This window comes from Mesorhizobium sp. M0802 (genome assembly GCF_040320115.1).
Taxonomy (GTDB): domain Bacteria; phylum Pseudomonadota; class Alphaproteobacteria; order Rhizobiales; family Rhizobiaceae; genus Mesorhizobium.
Window position 1 is genome coordinate 331,805 of record NZ_JAMYOY010000003.1, and the last position, 16,380, is coordinate 348,184.

The window sequence follows — 16,380 nt, forward strand, 5'->3', positions numbered from 1 at the left end:
ACGCTTGCTGCGATGCAATATCAAGTGCCGTGACGGTAGGGCTACCATGTTCCCAGCGCAGGGCTTGCCCCGCAATGACCGGTGCGTGGCGTCAAAGGCTGCCGGAAACCTCAGATCGCCACCTGCGTGCCGATCTCGACCACACGTCCGGTCGGGATCTGGAAATACTCCGTCGCATCGGCCGCCGAGCGGGCGAGCCCGATGAACAGCTTGTCCTGCCACACCGGCATGCCGGAATTGGGCGATGCCTTGAGCGAGCGCCGCGACAGGAAGAACGACGTCGTCATGATGTCGAACTTCCAGCCCTGCTTGCGGCAGATCGCCAGCGCGCGCGGAATGTTGGGCTGCTCCATATAGCCGAAGGTCAGCGTCACCCGCATGAACAACTCGTTGACTGTCTCCATCTTGACCCGCTCGCTGTCGGGCACCAGCGGTTGCGGTGCGGTGACCACCGACAGAATGACGTTCTGCTCGTGCAGCACCTTGTAGTGCTTCAGGCTGTGCATCAGCGCTGTCGGCGCGCTTTGCGGATCGCTGGTCAGGAACACGGCGGTGCCGGACACCAGCTGCGGCTTCTTCTTCAGCAGATTGCCGGCGAGGAAATCGAGCGGGATTTCGTTGCGCCGGGTCTTGTCGAACAGATAGCGGCTGCCGCGTATCCAGGTGGTCATGATCAGCCCCATGAGGCAGGCAACGGATATTGACACCCATCCGCCTTCCACGATCTTGACGACATTCGCCAGGAAGAAACCCATGTCGATGGTGCCGAACAGCAGCGCCAATGCCAGGGCGAGCCCAAGCTGCCATTTCCACAAATTGCGCATGACAACGAACAGCAGAATGGTTGTCATCAGCATCTCGCCGGTCACCGAAATTCCGTAAGCGGAAGCCAGCGAACTCGAGCTGCCGAAGCCGACAACCAGCAGCATCACTCCCAGGGCGATGAGCAGGTTGACGCGCGGCATATAAATCTGGCCGCTCTGCATTTCGGACGTGTGCTGCACCTCGATGCGGGGCAGCAGGTTGAGTTGCACTGCCTGACGTGCCAGCGAAAAAGCACCCGAGATCACCGCCTGACTGGCGATCACGGTGGCGGCCGTTGCCAAGCCGACCATTGGCATCAGCGCCCAATCCGGCAACATCTCGAAGAATGGATTGGTCGGCCTGCCGCCATTCGCCAACACAAAGGCGCCCTGGCCGAAGTAGTTGAGCAGCAGGCAAGGAAACACCACGGAAAACCACGCGAGCACGATCGGCTTGCGCCCGAAATGTCCAAGGTCGACATAAAGCGCCTCGGCCCCCGTTACCGCCAGGAACACTGCACCAACGGTCACGAAAGCGGCGGTCGGCGTGCCGGCTAAGTAGGCGATCGCATAATACGGGTTGATCGCCAACAGCACCGAAGGATCATCCATCAGGTGGTAGAGCCCGGAAACGCCGATGGCCAGGAACCATAGCGCCGTCACCGGCCCGAATACTGCCGCCACCTTCCCCGTGCCGAAGCGCTGCACGGAGAACAGAAACGCCAGGATGACCAAGGTGATCGGAACGACATAGGCCTCCAGCGTCGGTGTCACCACTTCCAGGCCCTCAACTGCCGACAGCACGGAAATGGCCGGAGTTATGATAGCGTCTCCGAAAAAAAGCGACGCCCCGCAAAGTCCGATGCCGAGGATAAGCTTGGCGCCTTTTGGATAGGCGCTGCGCGCCAGCGCCATCAGGGACAGCGTGCCGCCCTCGCCCTTGTTGTCGGCGCGAAGCACGAAAGCGACGTATTTTATGGTGACGATAATCGTCAGCGCCCAGACGATCAGCGACAGCACGCCCAGGACATCTATGCGCGTGTCGGTACCAGGCGAAGCGTGAAGCGCCTCGCGGAAGGCATAGATCGGGCTGGTGCCGATATCGCCATAGACGACGCCAAGCGCGCCCAGCATCAGAACTTTGGTGCTGTGCTGTTCAGTGTGGGAGTGGTTCGGTTGTTCGACGGGTTCAGCCTCGCTACCGATGCTGGAAAGAGCCATCGACTACTCCCCGATCACCGCGCGGTGCGCCTTGCTTGCTGTCATGCGATATCACCTTCGACACGAGCCTTCCACCGCTACCAACCGCAAGCCTTCAGAAACCGCCCCACCGTGCCGGCCATGCCATACTCCAACGCATCGGCTGTCAACCCGTGTCCGATAGACACTTCGGCCAATGCCGGAATGCGCTTTGCCAATGCCGGAAGGTTGTTCACCACCAGATCGTGCCCGGCATTGACCTGGAGCCCGGCGGCGAGTGCGGCATCCGCGGTTTTTCCCAATCTTTCCAGCTCCTTCCGCGCCTTGGCGGAATCGGAATGGTAGCTGCCGTAGGGCCCGGTATAGAGCTCGATGCGGTCGGCGCCGGTGTCGCGCGCGGCATTGACGCCGGTGGGATCCGGATCGGAAAACAGCGACACGCGGAAGCCCCCTTTTTTCAGACGCTTGACGATCGGGTTAAGGAACGCCGCCTCGGCGGCAAAGTTCCAGCCATGGTCTGATGTCGCCTGCGCCGGATCGTCGGGCACCAGCGTCACCTGCTCCGGCTGGTGCCTTTCCACAAGCGCCAGAAAATCCTCGGTCGGGTAGCCCTCGATGTTGAACTCCGCCTTGGGAAACTCGTCGTCGATCAGCGCCCGGATCTCCGGCAGGTCGGAATGCCTGGTGTGGCGCTCGTCGGGCCGCGGATGAACCGTCAGCCCGTGCGCGCCGGCCGCCAGCGCCAGGCGGCCGAGCCCGGTGACGCTCGGCCACGGCAGGTCGCGGCGGTTGCGCAGCATGGCGATGGCGTTGAGATTGACCGAGAGTTTCGCGGGCATGGCGTGAGGTCCGGCTGTTTGTGCAGCGCATCTATACTGCCTTTGATGGGAACAGACAGGGGCTTTCGGGTGTTCCAGTGATGACATCTGCTCGCAAGGGGGAACCCAGCCAATGAATTTTCTCCAATCCGTGCCCGCGATCCGCCGCCTCGAAACCGACCGTGAGGACCTTTTCGCCATCGACGTCGTCGGCCATGTATCGGCCGCCGACGGCGAAAATCTGTTCGGATTGCTGGAGGCTGCCTACGCGCTGCACCCGAGGATCGATGTCTTGGTGCGGCTGGTTGATCATGAGGGCGTCGACTGGATCGATATGGACGACGAGACGCTGAAACAGGGCACGGTGCACGCCCTGGAGCATATCGCCCGGTGCGCGACGATCGGTGAGCCCGACTGGATAGCGGATGCGCGGAACTTCCTTCCGGCTTCGCCACCCATCGAGTTCAGGCACTTCGCGGCCGAGGATGAAGCGGATGCCTGGCAATGGCTGGGTGCGACGCCACTCAGCCCTGCTGCGCCGGCTGCTACCTGACGCCGGCTATCTAACGCCAGCTATCTAACAATCGTCAGCCGCTCTGCCGCCCGCGTGATGGCAGTATAGAGCCAGCGCTGGCGGGTTTCCTTGAACGCCCAGCTCTCGTCGAACAGCACGACATCGTTCCACTGCGAACCCTGCGCCTTGTGCACGGTCAGCGCGTAGCCATAGTCGAAATCGTCAAAGCGCTTCTTCTGCTGCCAGGGGATATCGGCGTCCGGATCCTCGAAAGCCGACTTGAGCAGCTTGATCTTGGCGACGCCGCGGTCGGGATCGTCCTCCTCGGGCGAGACCAGAAGGTTGATGCCCGGCTTCACCGTCTCGCGCGACGAGGTCATCACCTTCCACAGCGAACCGTTGAGCAGGCCCTTGGCGGGGTCGTTGCGCAGGCAGACCAGCTTGTCGCCGGCCTGCGGATAATCGGCATTGAAACCCTTCAGCTCGCGCAGGCGCTGATTGTAGCGGCGGCGTGTGCGGTTGGTGCCGACCAACACCTGGTCCGCCTTCAGCACCAGCTCCTGGGTGACGTCCTCCTTGCCGATGACCTGCGCGCTGCCGTAGTCGCCGCGCATGAACTCGCGGCCCTCGCGCACGTCGAGCGCCAGCTGGATGATCGGATTGTCGCGCGCCTGGCGGTGGATTTCGGTCAAGAGCACATCCGGCTCATGCTCGGTGAAAAAGCCGCCGCCCGAGATCGGCGGTAGCTGCGCCGGATCGCCAAGCACCAGGATCGGCGTGCCAAAACTCAGAAGGTCGCGGCCAAGCTGCTCGTCGACCATCGAGCATTCGTCGATGACCACCAGCTTCGCCCGTGAAATAGGGCTTTGGCGATTGAGCGAGAAGGTCGGCGACATCGAGGTCTTGCCGGTCACCTCGTCCGACACCGATTCCTCGCCCTTCGGCCGGTAGATCAACGAATGGATGGTGCGGGCATTGACCGCGCCCTTGGAACGCAGCACCTGCGCCGCCTTGCCGGTGAAGGCGGCGAACTGCACCTGCCCGTCGACATGCTCGGCAAAATAGCGCGCCAGCGTGGTCTTGCCGGTGCCGGCATAGCCGAACAGCCGGAAGACCTGCGGCCGGCCCTCTTTCAGCCAGCGCGCCACCGCCTTCAACGCCTCATCCTGTTGGGGAGAGAATTCCATCGGTTCGACAGACCGGATTCGCGAGAGAAAGACAAGCTTGGTGCCAACCACCGCTTAAAACGATGGGATTGCCTCACCTTCAACGGGACAAACTAGCAGGCGCAAATGCGAACGTAAAGTGAACATGCAAGCGGATAACGAACGATTTGAGTTCAGGCACTTGAACCTAGATCGGGCAATGCCACTATCACGGACATGATCGAGATGCAGATCGGCGCAGACACCTATAAGCGAGGATATTGATGAGGTCGTTCGCAGACAGGCTGATCGGAAAGTCGATAAAGAAGATCGAAATCGGCGAACCTGGTTATGGCATCGTTGTCTCCTTGTCGGATGACGCAGGGTTCGCGATATATACCGAGGTCACGGCCTGTCTGAGTGACGAAAATGCCAGAACCATAGAACGTGTTACCATCAGCGACGAGCAAGTGATCCTCCACTTGGGTGACAACGACTTCGTCGCCATTTCCAAAAACCGTGGCCGCTTCGCCGTCGTTGAGGCGTTTGTCTATGGGGACGACGAAGGCATGGTCGTCGAAAATTAGTTGCATCGGCCGCCAGATTTCAAACACCAACCACAGGCGGACTATATGTTCGCGCCGCCGCCGCTACCTCTGGTCGGCCCCGGATCGTTCTCCAACAAAATCGGCTTGCCGTGCGGGGTTGCATGCGCGGCGCGTTCCCAGGCGGCGGCGAGCGTGTCGACGTCACTTTTTCCCGCGACGCCCTTGGCCGCCAGCAGCGTCTCCAGCGCAGCCAGCCAATGCTCGTAGTAGTCGTGGCCGTCGCTTGCGGCGCCCGGCTTCTTCACTTGCGCCGACAGCGCATCGGCCCATTCGCTCCACGAAAACAGGCCCTTGTCATGCAGCGCCACCGTCATGGCGAAGGCTTCGGCCTGCCAGGGTTCGGCGAATACCGGTTCGTCCAGACCCGCCGGCAATGCACCTTCAGGCCGGCTCAAGATAGCTCTCCCAGGCATCGATCGAGACGGTCAGCGTCGGGTCGGCGCCCTCGCCCCAGATTTCCGAGCCATCGAAGACCACGGTATAGACCCATTGCGGGTTTTCACCGTTGCCATGCGCGTTGCTGTCGGGGAACACAAAACCGTCACGCACGGCCTCGATAACTCCGTGCTTGCCGCGCGCATAACGCGGCAGCCTCGTGTGGGCGGTGGGATTGAAATTCCTTGTCCGCACCGGGTCGCCGGCCTTGAAGCGCGGCGCCGTCTCGACCGGCCGGTCGCAGGGACTGCCCTTGGCCAGTACCGCCGGCACGTTTTCGGCCTTCAACACCCTTTTGGGCGTCGCCGCCGGATCGACCGCCTTACCCTCCGTCAGATCGCGCTCGCTGACGAAGCCATGGCGCTTCAGCAGCACCTCGAGCGCTTTGATCCAGATCTGGTAGTAGCTCGAGGAATAATAGACGGCCGGATGCAGCGATTCCCTGGCGTGCCGGCTCTCGTCGATGTTCCACGCGCCCATGGCGCCGGCAGTCAGCGTGACGCCGAGCGCCCGCCTCTCCCAATCCGCATGAAAATACGGTTCGTCCTTTTCGGGCGCGACCGGCCCGAAACCCATCTGCCCACCGAGATCCTGCGGCCCGTTCATGCCGGTACCTTCTTTGTCCCGGGTTCTTTGGCCACCGCCGTGCCGATCATCGCATCGCGGCTGACCAGTTCGGCGAGCTGGTCCTCACTCCAGCCTTCGGTACCGCCAGGCCGCATCGGCACCACGAGATAGCGCAGTTCGGCAGTCGAATCCCAGACGCGGATGTTTTTCTCCGCCGGCAAGGTCAGCCCGAACTCCTCCAGCACGCCGCGCGGATCGATCACGGCGCGTGAGCGATAGGGCGGCGCCTTGTACCAGACCGGCGGCAGGCCGAGCACCGACCACGGATAGCAGGAGCACAGCGTGCAGACGACGAGGTTGTGCGTCTCGTCCGTGTTGAACACCGCCTGCATGTGCTCGCCCTGGCGGCCGGTGTAGCCCAGCGAGGTGATCGCCGCAGTCGCGTCGCGCTTCAGCCACTCGGCAAAGGCCGGATCGCTCCAGGCTTTCGCCACCACCCTGGCGCCGTTGCGCGGTCCGATCTTGGTCTCATAGGTGTCGACGATGACGTCGATTGCGGCCGGATCGATCAGGCCTTTTTCGGTGAGGATGGTCTCCAGCGCGCGCACGCGCGCCGCAAACGGGTCGAGCTCATTGTCGTGGTCATGATCATGGGACATGATCTCAGATTAGGATCGGCGGCCCATGGCCGCAAGCATGACAGCTTGGGCCACGGGCTATCCCCTATTCGGCGGCGGCCTTCTGGGGTTCGATGAGCCGGTCCTCGGGGCCGAACAGCGACGCCTGCTCGCCGCTCTCGACCGCATGCAGCGCCGGCTTGTTCTTCTTCGAAGAGAAGAAGCTCACCAGCCACCCGGAGAAATTCTCGAAATAGACATAGATGACAGGGGTGACGAACAGCGTCAGCGCCTGGGAAGCGAGCAGCCCGCCGACGACCGCGACACCGAGCGGCTGGCGCAGCTCAGCACTGGCGCCGGTGCCGAGCGCGATCGGGAACGTGCCCATCAGCGCCGCCAACGTCGTCATCATGATCGGCCTGAAACGCATCAGGCACGCCTTGTGTATGGACTCCTTGGCCGACATGCCTTCTCGTCGCAGCTCCAGCGCGACGTCGACCATCATGATGCCGTTCTTCTTGACGATGCCGATCAGCATCAGGATGCCGATCACCGCGATCACCGACAGGTCCATGCCGGCAAAGCGCAGCGCGACCACGGCGCCCAGCACCGCCGAAGGCAGGCCGGTCAGAATGGTCAGCGGATGGATGAAGCTCTCATAGAGGATGCCGAGTACGATATAGATGGTCAGAATGGCGCCGCCGATCAGCAGGCCCTGATTGGCCAGCGAGTCCTGGAAGGTCTTGGCGGTGCCGGCAAAGCTGGTCGAAATCGCCGGCGGCATGCCGATCTGCTCCTTCAGCGCGGCGATGCGGGCCGTGCTGTCGCCCAGCGCCACGCCTTGCGGCAGGTTGTAGGAGATGGTCACCGCGGGCAGCTGGCCGAGCTGGTTGACCGTCAGCGCGCCGGCGGTGCGGTCGACGCGGGCAAAGGCGCCGAGCGGCACCAGGCTGCCGCTTGCCGTCCTGACCTGGATGGCCAGCATGCGCTCGGGCGACCATTCGATGTTGGGATCGAGCTCCATGATGACTTCGTAGCTGTCGGCCGAGCCGAAGATCGTCGAGACCTGCTCCGTGCCGAAGCCGCCATAGAGACTGGAGCGCAGCGTGTCGGTGTCGATGCCGAGCGACGCCGCCTTGTCGCGATCGACCACCAGCGTCGCCTGCAATGAATTGTTCTGCAGATCGCTGGTGACGTCGGTGAAATTCGCATGATCGGCCGCCATCGCATCGTTGAGCTTTTGCGCCCATGTGTCGGTCAGGCCGGTATCGAGGCCCTGAACGACGAGCTGGTAGGCGCTGGCGGAAGAACGCGCGCCAAGTCGCAGGTTCTGCACCGGCTGCATATAGGCATCGATCCCCGGCACGACGGCCAGCTGCCGCCGCAGATCCGACAGCACCTTATCGATGTCGGGGCGCTGGCTCTTGTCCTTCAGCTGCACATAGAGCTGGCCCTGGTTCAGCGCATTGTTGCCGCCGCCGGCTGACCAGGCCACATGCGAGACATAGGGCGAACGCGAGAAGACACTTGCCGCCTGGTTCTGCAGCTTGACCATGGCGTCGTAGGAGATGTCCTGCCTGGCGATCGTCGTCACCGAGATCTGGCCGATATCCTCTTGCGGGAAAAAGCCTTTCGGCGAGACCTCGATCAGCCAGACCGACCCTGCCGCCGTGCCGACGAAGACGAGGAACACCAGAAAAGTGTGGCGCAGGCAGAAGGTCAAAAGCCGGTCATAGCCGCGGGTGACGATATCGTGCTTGTGGCCGGGGGCATGCTTGTCGCGATCGGCCTTGGTCACCGACAGCAAGCGCGAACACAGCATCGGCGTCAGTGTCAGCGACACGAACATCGAAGCCAGGATGGCGACCGTCACCACGACGGCGAATTCGTTGAAGATGCGGCCTATGACGCCGCCCATCAAAAGCACGGGGATGAACACCGCCACCAGCGAGATCGAGATCGAGATGATGGTGAAGCCGATCTCGCGCGCGCCTTTCAGCGAGGCATCGAAGGCCGAGAGACCGTCCTCCTCCATGTGGCGAAAGATGTTTTCCAGCATGACGATGGCGTCGTCGACGACGAGGCCGACTGCGAGCGTCAGGCCCATCAGCGAGATGTTGTCGATGGAAAAGCCGAACAGGAACATGGCGCCGAGCGTCGCGATCAGCGAGATCGGCACCGCCACGGCCGGAATGATGGTTGCGGTCACCCGGCGCAGGAAGACGAAGATCACCGTCACCACCAAAGCGATCGTCAGAAGCAGCGTGAACTGGACGTCGTCGACGGCCTGGCGGATCGAGGTCGAACGGTCGTTGAGCAGCTTGATGTCGGCGGCGGCCGGCATTTGGTCCTTGAACGACGGCAGCATCGCCTTGACCTTGTCGACGACGTCGACCGTGTTGGCGTCGGGCTGGCGCTGCACCGCCAGGATGATGGCGCGCGTGCCGTCGTACCAGCTTGCGGTCGTCGTGGTCTCGACCGAGTCGATGACGCGCGTCACCTCGCCCAGCCGCACCGGATGGCCGTTCTTGGTGGCGATGATGAGGTTGGAGAACCCGGCGGCATTGGTGAGCTGCGTGTTGGCCGTGATGGTCAGCTGCTGCTTGTCGTTCTGCAAGACCCCGAGCGGCGTGTTGGAATTGGCCGAGGCGATCGCCGTCTGCAGCTGGTCGATCGAAATGCCGCGCGCCGCCAGCGCCGTCGGGTCGATCTGCACGCGCACCGCATATTTCTGCTGGCCGAAGATCGACACCTGCGCCACGCCGTCGATGGTCGACAGCGAGGGCGAGATGACGTTTTCGGCGAAGGCGTCGAGGTCGGTGAGCGGAACCGTGTCGCTGACCAGCGACATCAGAAGGATCGGCGCGTCGGCCGGATTGACCTTGCGATAGCTCGGCGGCGACGTCATCTCCGGCGGCAACTGCCGCTGCGTGCGCGCGATCGCCGCCTGCACGTCGGCGGCCGCCGCGTCGATATCCCGGTTGAGCACGAACTGGATGGCAATGGACGTGCGTCCCAGCGAATTGCTGGTCGAGATCGAATCGATGCCGGCGATGGTGGCGAACTGCTTGATCAGCGGCGTCGCCACCGAAGTGGCCATGGTTTCGGGCGAAGCGCCGGCCAGGGTGGCCGAGACGTTGACGACCGGGAATTCGGCGCTCGGCAGCGCCGCCACCGGCAGGAACTTGTAGGCAAACAGCCCGCCCAGCACGAGGGCGAACGACATCAGCAGCGTGGCGACAGGCCTGCGTATGCAGAATTCGGAAATCATTGGGCAGCCGCCTTGCCGGCCTCGGCGACCTTGGGAGCAGCTTGATCACCGCTGGCCGCCTTGCCTTCGTGAATGGCGGCGCCGTCCTTCAGCCTGGTCTGGCCCTCGACCACCACCTTCTCGCCTGATTTGACGCCCTCGCTGATGGCGCTGTTTTCGCCTTCGGTCAGCGCCACCTGCACCGGTCGCATCTCGACCGTGTTGTCGGGCTTGACGACATAGACGAACGGTCCCTTTTGGCTGGGCTGCACGGCAACGGTCGGGATGGATGTCATCTGCGGCATGATGCCAGCGTCGAGCACGACATTCACATATTGCCCGGGCCACAGTGAAAGATCGGCGTTGGGAATGCTCGCCCGTGTCGCGATGGTGCCGGACGCGGTGTCGACGCTGGAATCGACGAAGTCGAGCGTGCCGTTGCCGATCGGCGTCGGATCGCCATCCTTGGTCAGCGTCACCGCGCCTTGCTGCGGGTTGGCCAGCGCCTTGTGCAGCAGCGCCAGGTTGCTCTCCGGCAGGTTGAAGTTGACTTGCAGCGGATCCATCTCGGTGATCGTCACCAGCGGCGTGGCCGTGCTCGAGTTGCCGTTGCTCAAGGTGACGAGGTCACCGACCGAAACGTTGACCGCGCCCAGCCGGCCGGCAATCGGCGCCTTGATGCTGGCAAAGCCGAGCTGGACATTGTCGGCGTCGATCGTCGCCTTGTCGGCATCGACCGTCGCCGCGGCAGCCTTTTGCGCCGCCACCGCCTGATCGTAAGTCTGCTGCGTGCCGGCCTGCTTGGCGACGAGATCCTTGGCGCGCTGAAGGTCGGAGCCCGAACTGGTTAGCAGCGCCTGGTCCTTGGCGAGCGTCGCCTGATCCTTGGCAAGCTGCGCCTTGAGCGCCCTGTCGTCGAGCGAGAACAGCAGGTCGCCGGCCTTCACCATCTGGCCGTCCCTGACGTCGATCGATACGATCTGGCTGGACACGCGGGCGTTGATGTTGACCACGGCCGGCGAAGACACGAAGCCGATGGCGTAACGGCGGATCGGAAAATCGGCCGTTGTCGCGGTGGCCGAGACGATCGAGGCCGAACGGGCGGCATTGCCGCCGGCGCCGGATTTGCCCCCTGCCTTGTCGGCCGAAGCCTTGTCCGATCCAGCCGGCTTGTCCGCCGCTGCCGTCTGCCTGGCGCCCGGCAGCATCTGCTGCAGACTGCTCATCGCCGCCGGCGAAAAATAGACCCATGCCGCGGCGACACAGGCCGCTGCCACCACCACCGCCAGAACGACTTTACCGCGCATCGACTAAAAGCCCTATGATCCGACACGCCGAACCCGGTGGTCTCATTCTACGCAATCACGGCGCCTTGCCGCGATCTCGCCGAAGTAGATAGGACGCACATTTGTCGGAAAAGGGCCAAAACACGGCATTACGAAGATTTAATGTGCACTGCACAATGACTATGCAGCCGGCTCAGCAGTCGGAAAACCAGCCAGGATGCGGTTGAGATCTCAGGCGGGATGCGTCTATTTCAGCATCGGCCAGAGCGTCGCCGCCAAGAGCACGCCCATGGCGATGTTGAACCATTTCAGCCGCACCGGATCCGACAGGAACCCGCGCAGCGCTGTGCCGAAACCGGCCCACATCGAGACGCTCGGCAGGTTGACGACGGTGAAGGCGATCGCGATCAGCGCCACCGACAGGAACGGGTGGTCCGGATTGGAGTAGACGGCCATGGCGGTGATCGCCATCACCCAGGCTTTCGCATTGACCCACTGGAATGCGGCTGCCTCGATGAACCGCATCGGCCGTGCCTCCGTCTCACCCTTGCTGGACAGCGAGCGCGACATGGCGATCTTCCAGGCGAGATAGAGCAGATAGGCAGCGCCGGCGATCTTCAATCCGGTGTGCAAGGCCGGAAACGCCGTAAGCACCGCGCCCAGGCCAAAGCCGACAGCAAGCAACAGCACCAGGAAACCCATGCTGATGCCCAGCATATGCGGAATGGTTCTGACCAGGCCGAAATTCACGCCCGACGCCAAGAGCATGAGGTTGTTCGGCCCCGGCGTGATCGAGGTCACGAAGGCGTAGACCAAAAGGGCAAGGAAAGCGTCGAGGGTCATGACGGCTCACAAAGGTCAGCAATGCTGACTTAAATCGACAGAGCGCTGGACGCAACCTCATTCCATTGGTCCAAAGCGCTCCGCCGTGATCCGCCTATCCCGAGCCAGCCAGGCCGGCACAGTCTACCTGCCGTGGGCCCGCGCCGACAACAGGCTGGGAGCGGCGGCGGCCTCCTGACGGCCAGCCACACGCCGCAGGCCTTTGCGCCTCGGCGTGTTCCCGGGAAGCTTCACGCCATGCGCGAGGCCGAGGGCAGCCAGGATGCGGATGAAGAGCCAGCCGAGATCGATCTGCCCGCGTTCCAGGCCGAGCTTTGCGGATTCGGGAAACGCATGGTGATTGCCGTGGAAACTCTCGCCAAAGGTCACCAGGCCGAAACGCGGCAGGTTGTAGCCCTGCACGGCAACGCCATCGACGCGCCAGCCCTGCTGCCCGCTGCGATGTGCGAAATGCCCGACCAGCCAATGCCCGGTCAGCGACACGGAGATACGCACCGCAATGCCCCAGACCACCCAGCTCCACCCGCCGAGGAGCAAGAAAAGGATCGCCCACGGCAGTTGCTGCAGCATCCAGGTCCGCTCGACGAATTTGTAGAAGCGGTCGTTTCTGATCGACGGCTCGATGACGAAGTCAGGCGGATTGCGCAACGCTACGGCGCAATGCATTTGCCAGAAAGCGTCGGTGAAGAAAGGCCGGCGGTGGGCGTGCAGGTCGTGACAAGCCGTCTGGCGCTGCGCCCAGTCTCGTATGTCATGCGCATAGATCATGCCGAACGGACCGGCCATGCCGACGAGCGTGCCGAGATAGACCAGCGCGTGTTTGAGCCAGATGTGAACCTTGAACGAGCGATGGATGAGCAGGCGATGCATGCCGACCGAGTGTCCGGCGCAGATCGTCACCGCCGTCGTCGCTACGAACAGGGCGAAAGCGCTCCAGCTGAAGGTCAGCGGCCCGAACACCAACGCAATCAGCGTCATCGCACCGACCCAGATCGACTTGGCCGGCATCCAGACGACCTCGCCATCTTCGGCATCGCTCAAGGGCTGCGAGATCATTCTGCCTGTGGATATGGTCTTCATCGGTACCCCTCCTCTGCAGGAAACATTTCCGGACCAAAGAGCCTTGCCTTCCGGCGCGCCGGCGCTTATTTAGGCAATAAGCTAACTATCTACTATTCCGATTTAGGTATTTAGGCAATAGACTAAATACCGGAAGCGAAACGACAGAGGCAGGCTGTGATCGAAGACAATGCAGCGGATGGCGACACGGCTATCGGGGCAAGCAGCGCCATACAGCGCGTGTTCGAGGCGCTGTCATCGCAGCCGAGGCGCAAGATCCTCGCCTATCTCGCCCACTCCTCGCTGACCGCGGGCGAGATCGCGGCGCGCTTCGACATGTCGAAGCCGTCGATCTCGCAGCATCTGAGCATCCTGGAGACGGCCGGCCTCATCGCCAGGGAGCGGCAGGGACAATTCATCCGCTACTCGCTGGTCCAGAACAATCTGGTTAACACGCTGAACGGCTTCGTCCAGGACGTCTGTCCGGTATCGCGCCCGATCAAAAGGGAGAGTAAGAATCTGGCGAGCGGCAAGGTCGATCCCAAGCCGGTAAAATAGTTGGACTGAGACTACATCCCTTGCGGGCCGCGGTTCATCGCCGCCACGCCGGTGCGGCAGATCTCGACCAGGCCGAGCGGCTTCATGATGGCGATGAACTGGTCGAGCTTCGAACCCTTGCCGGTAATCTCGAAGATGAAGTGCTCGGTGTTGGCGTCGATGACCGAAGCGCGAAAAGCGTCCGCCAGACGCAGCGCCTCGACGCGGGCTTCGCCGGTGCCGGCGACCTTGACCAGCGCCAACTCGCGTTCCAGCGGCCGCTCCTGGCCGAACTCGTGCGAGCGCACGGTGAGATCGACGACGCGATGCACCGGTACGATGCGTTCGAGCTGGTGCTTGATCTGCTCCAGCACATGCGGCGTGCCGCGCGTCACGATGGTGATGCGCGACAGGTGCTTCTCGTGTTCGGTCTCGGAGACGGTGAGGCTCTCGATGTTATAACCGCGGCCGGAAAACAGGCCGATGACCCGGGCAAGCACACCGGGCTCATTGTCGACCAGCACGGAGAGCGTGTGGTTCTCCGGCTTTTCCGTTTCCTTGGCGATGAAATAGGCGGAGCCGGTCGGTTGAAGCTGTGCGTTCATGACATGAATCTCGATTTCAGACTTTGAGCTAATTCTCTGTTTGCGCACGGCTTCTCGCGACAGCCCTGCCCCGGCTTGGACCTAGACCAGTTCCCTGCCCTTGGCGTCGATGGCGTTGGCCACGGCTTCGTCGGTCGCCTCGTCGGGCAGGAGCATTTCATTATGCGCCTTGCCCGACGGGATCATCGGGAAGCAGTTGGCGAGCGTCGCCACCCGGCAATCGAACAGCACCGGCTTCTTCACCGCGATCATCTCCTTGATCGCATCGTCCAGCTCGTCCGGCTTCTCGCAGCGAATGCCATGGCCGCCATATGCGTCGGCCAGCTTGACGAAGTCGGGCATCGCTTCGGTGTAGGAATGCGACAGACGGTTGCCGTGCAGCAGCTGCTGCCACTGGCGCACCATGCCCATATACTGGTTGTTGAGGATGAAGATCTTGATCGGCGCATTGTGCTGCACCGCCGCGCTCATCTCCTGCATCGTCATCTGCACCGAGGCATCGCCTGCGATGTCGATGACCAGCGCATCCGGGTGCGCGATCTGCACGCCGAGCGCAGCCGGCAGACCGTAGCCCATCGTGCCCAACCCGCCCGACGTCATCCAGCGGTTCGGCTTCTCGAAATGATAGTGCTGCGCCGCCCACATCTGGTGCTGGCCGACCTCGGTGGTGATGTAGGTGTCCATGTCCTTGGTCAGTTCGTAGAGCCGCTGGATGGCATATTGCGGCATGATCACATCGTGGTTCATCTTGAAGGCGAGCGAGTCACGCGCGCGCCATTTGGCTATCTGCTCCCACCAGGGATGGAGCGCCTTCTTGTCGGCCTTGGCGCTCGCCCGCCACAGCCGCACCATATCCTCCAGCACCCGGCCGACATCGCCGATGATGGGCACTTCCGTGTGCACGTTCTTGTTGATCGACGATGGATCGATGTCGATGTGGATCTTCTTCGAGTTGGGCGAGAAGGCGGTCAGCCGTCCGGTGATGCGGTCGTCGAAGCGCGCGCCTATGCAGATCATCACGTCGCAATCATGCATCGCCATATTGGCTTCATAAGTGCCGTGCATGCCCAGCATGCCCATCCAGTTCTTGCCCGATGCCGGATACGCGCCGAGGCCCATCAGCGTCGAGGTGATCGGGAAGCCGGTGAGGTCGACCAGTTCGCGCAGCAGATGGCTGGCCTCCGGACCGGAGTTGATGACGCCCCCGCCCGAATAGATGATCGGCTTCTTGGCGCTGGCCATCAGTTCGACGGCGGCCTTGATCTTTTCCAGGTCGCCCTGGACCTTCGGCTGGTAGCTGGTGCGCGGCGCCGCCTGCGGCGGCACATAGATGCCTTTGGCGAACTGCACATCCTTCGGAATGTCGACCACCACCGGGCCGGGGCGGCCGGTCGTCGCGACATGGAAGGCCTCATGGATGGTGGCGGCCAATTCGTTGACGTCCTTCACCAGCCAGTTGTGCTTGGTGCAGGGGCGCGTGATGCCGACCGTGTCGCACTCCTGGAACGCGTCGGAGCCGATCAGCGAAGTCGGCACCTGCCCGGTCAGGCAGACCAGCGGGATCGAATCCATCAGCGCATCCTGCAGCGGCGTCACCGCATTGGTGGCGCCAGGGCCGGAGGTCACCAGCATGACGCCGGCCTTGCCGGTCGAGCGGGCATAGCCTTCGGCCGCATGCCCTGCGCCTTGCTCGTGGCGGACGAGGATGTGCTCGACCTCGTCCTGCTGGAAGATTTCGTCATAGATCGGAAGCACCGCGCCGCCGGGATAACCGAAGACATGCTTGACGCCGTTGTCCTTCAGCGCCTGCACCACCATTTCGGCGCCAGTCATTTCCCTGTTTGGCATTTCGCGCCGTTCGTTCTGTCCGTTGCTCATCGGTCTGGTCCCGTACTTCTAGCCATGAGGCGATTGCTGGTCGTTTAGTCGTGTTTCGGGCAATAAAAAAGGCCCCCGATGGGAGCCTGTGTGTTGCGCATGGGAGGTTTTCGCCCGGCGGTTACACCGCCTTGCCCACGCGCTTTCCTACGAGAATGAGTGCCTTTTTCATCGTGGCGGACACTACGAGGGTGAAAGGCAAGGTGTCAACGGGA

15 protein-coding genes are annotated in these 16,380 nt (G+C 62.7%); 3 read left to right on the top strand and 12 right to left on the bottom strand.

Annotation, left to right across the window (positions count from 1 at the left end; all coding sequences use genetic code 11):
* Window positions 1-110: 110 nt before the first annotated feature.
* Window positions 111-2,024 (bottom strand): potassium transporter Kup, encoded by a 1,914-nt coding sequence (locus tag NKI10_RS07515; protein ID WP_023823130.1) that lies wholly within the window; start codon window positions 2,022-2,024, stop codon window positions 111-113.
* A gap of 77 nt (window positions 2,025-2,101) precedes the next feature.
* Entirely contained in the window at window positions 2,102-2,842 is a 741-nt protein-coding gene (locus NKI10_RS07520) for a pyridoxine 5'-phosphate synthase (protein ID WP_023702989.1), read from the bottom strand.
* A gap of 112 nt (window positions 2,843-2,954) precedes the next feature.
* Here NKI10_RS07520 and NKI10_RS07525 point away from each other — a divergent pair, with 112 nt between their 5' ends.
* Window positions 2,955-3,374: a SpoIIAA family protein gene (locus tag NKI10_RS07525; RefSeq protein ID WP_023682069.1), complete on the top strand. Its 420-nt coding sequence runs from the start codon at window positions 2,955-2,957 to the stop codon at window positions 3,372-3,374.
* A gap of 20 nt (window positions 3,375-3,394) precedes the next feature.
* On the opposite strand, the gene NKI10_RS07530 is transcribed toward NKI10_RS07525, so the two are convergent.
* A complete protein-coding gene (locus NKI10_RS07530) occupies window positions 3,395-4,522 on the bottom strand; it encodes an ATP-dependent DNA helicase (RefSeq protein ID WP_023682070.1) in 1,128 nt (375 codons plus the stop codon).
* 242 nt (window positions 4,523-4,764) lie between these two features.
* On the opposite strand from NKI10_RS07530, the gene NKI10_RS07535 reads away from it, so the two are divergent.
* Window positions 4,765-5,067, top strand: coding sequence for a hypothetical protein (locus NKI10_RS07535; protein ID WP_023668360.1), 303 nt, complete (start codon window positions 4,765-4,767; stop codon window positions 5,065-5,067).
* 41 nt (window positions 5,068-5,108) lie between these two features.
* Here NKI10_RS07535 and NKI10_RS07540 read toward each other — a convergent pair whose 3' ends face one another.
* The 7 genes from NKI10_RS07540 to NKI10_RS07570 all read right to left on the bottom strand — a co-directional run bounded on the left by NKI10_RS07540 (window position 5,109) and on the right by NKI10_RS07570 (window position 13,166).
* Window positions 5,109-5,483, bottom strand: coding sequence for a nitrile hydratase accessory protein (locus NKI10_RS07540; RefSeq protein WP_023725319.1), 375 nt, complete (start codon window positions 5,481-5,483; stop codon window positions 5,109-5,111).
* Window positions 5,470-6,129 carry a nitrile hydratase subunit beta gene (nthB, locus tag NKI10_RS07545; protein ID WP_023725320.1) on the bottom strand — a complete coding sequence of 220 codons (660 nt, stop codon included), beginning with the start codon at window positions 6,127-6,129 and terminating at the stop codon, window positions 5,470-5,472. Before nthB ends, NKI10_RS07540 begins: the two co-directional genes overlap by 14 nt.
* Window positions 6,126-6,749 (bottom strand): nitrile hydratase subunit alpha, encoded by a 624-nt coding sequence (gene nthA / locus NKI10_RS07550; protein ID WP_023702993.1) that lies wholly within the window; start codon window positions 6,747-6,749, stop codon window positions 6,126-6,128. Before nthA ends, nthB begins: the two co-directional genes overlap by 4 nt.
* Window positions 6,750-6,813: 64 nt before the next feature.
* Window positions 6,814-9,978, bottom strand: coding sequence for an efflux RND transporter permease subunit (locus tag NKI10_RS07555; protein ID WP_023702994.1), 3,165 nt, complete (start codon window positions 9,976-9,978; stop codon window positions 6,814-6,816).
* Window positions 9,975-11,264: an efflux RND transporter periplasmic adaptor subunit gene (locus tag NKI10_RS07560; RefSeq protein WP_023702995.1), complete on the bottom strand. Its 1,290-nt coding sequence runs from the start codon at window positions 11,262-11,264 to the stop codon at window positions 9,975-9,977. Before NKI10_RS07560 ends, NKI10_RS07555 begins: the two co-directional genes overlap by 4 nt.
* Before the next feature lie 225 nt (window positions 11,265-11,489).
* The gene (locus NKI10_RS07565; RefSeq protein ID WP_023688075.1) at window positions 11,490-12,086 is read right to left on the bottom strand and encodes a LysE family translocator; all 597 of its coding nucleotides are present in this window, start codon (window positions 12,084-12,086) and stop codon (window positions 11,490-11,492) included.
* Between the two features lie 123 nt (window positions 12,087-12,209).
* A complete protein-coding gene (locus tag NKI10_RS07570; RefSeq protein WP_023714739.1) occupies window positions 12,210-13,166 on the bottom strand; it encodes an acyl-CoA desaturase in 957 nt (318 codons plus the stop codon).
* A 156-nt stretch (window positions 13,167-13,322) separates the two neighbouring features.
* Between NKI10_RS07570 and NKI10_RS07575 the strand changes: the two genes are divergently transcribed.
* Window positions 13,323-13,703 carry a metalloregulator ArsR/SmtB family transcription factor gene (locus tag NKI10_RS07575; RefSeq protein ID WP_023702997.1) on the top strand — a complete coding sequence of 127 codons (381 nt, stop codon included), beginning with the start codon at window positions 13,323-13,325 and terminating at the stop codon, window positions 13,701-13,703.
* An 11-nt stretch (window positions 13,704-13,714) separates the two neighbouring features.
* On the opposite strand, the gene ilvN is transcribed toward NKI10_RS07575, so the two are convergent.
* Both ilvN and NKI10_RS07585 read right to left on the bottom strand, forming a co-directional pair.
* Window positions 13,715-14,287 carry an acetolactate synthase small subunit gene (gene ilvN, locus NKI10_RS07580; RefSeq protein WP_023668352.1) on the bottom strand — a complete coding sequence of 191 codons (573 nt, stop codon included), beginning with the start codon at window positions 14,285-14,287 and terminating at the stop codon, window positions 13,715-13,717.
* A gap of 81 nt (window positions 14,288-14,368) precedes the next feature.
* A complete protein-coding gene (locus NKI10_RS07585) occupies window positions 14,369-16,165 on the bottom strand; it encodes an acetolactate synthase 3 large subunit (protein ID WP_023668351.1) in 1,797 nt (598 codons plus the stop codon).
* Window positions 16,166-16,380 lie beyond the last annotated feature (215 nt).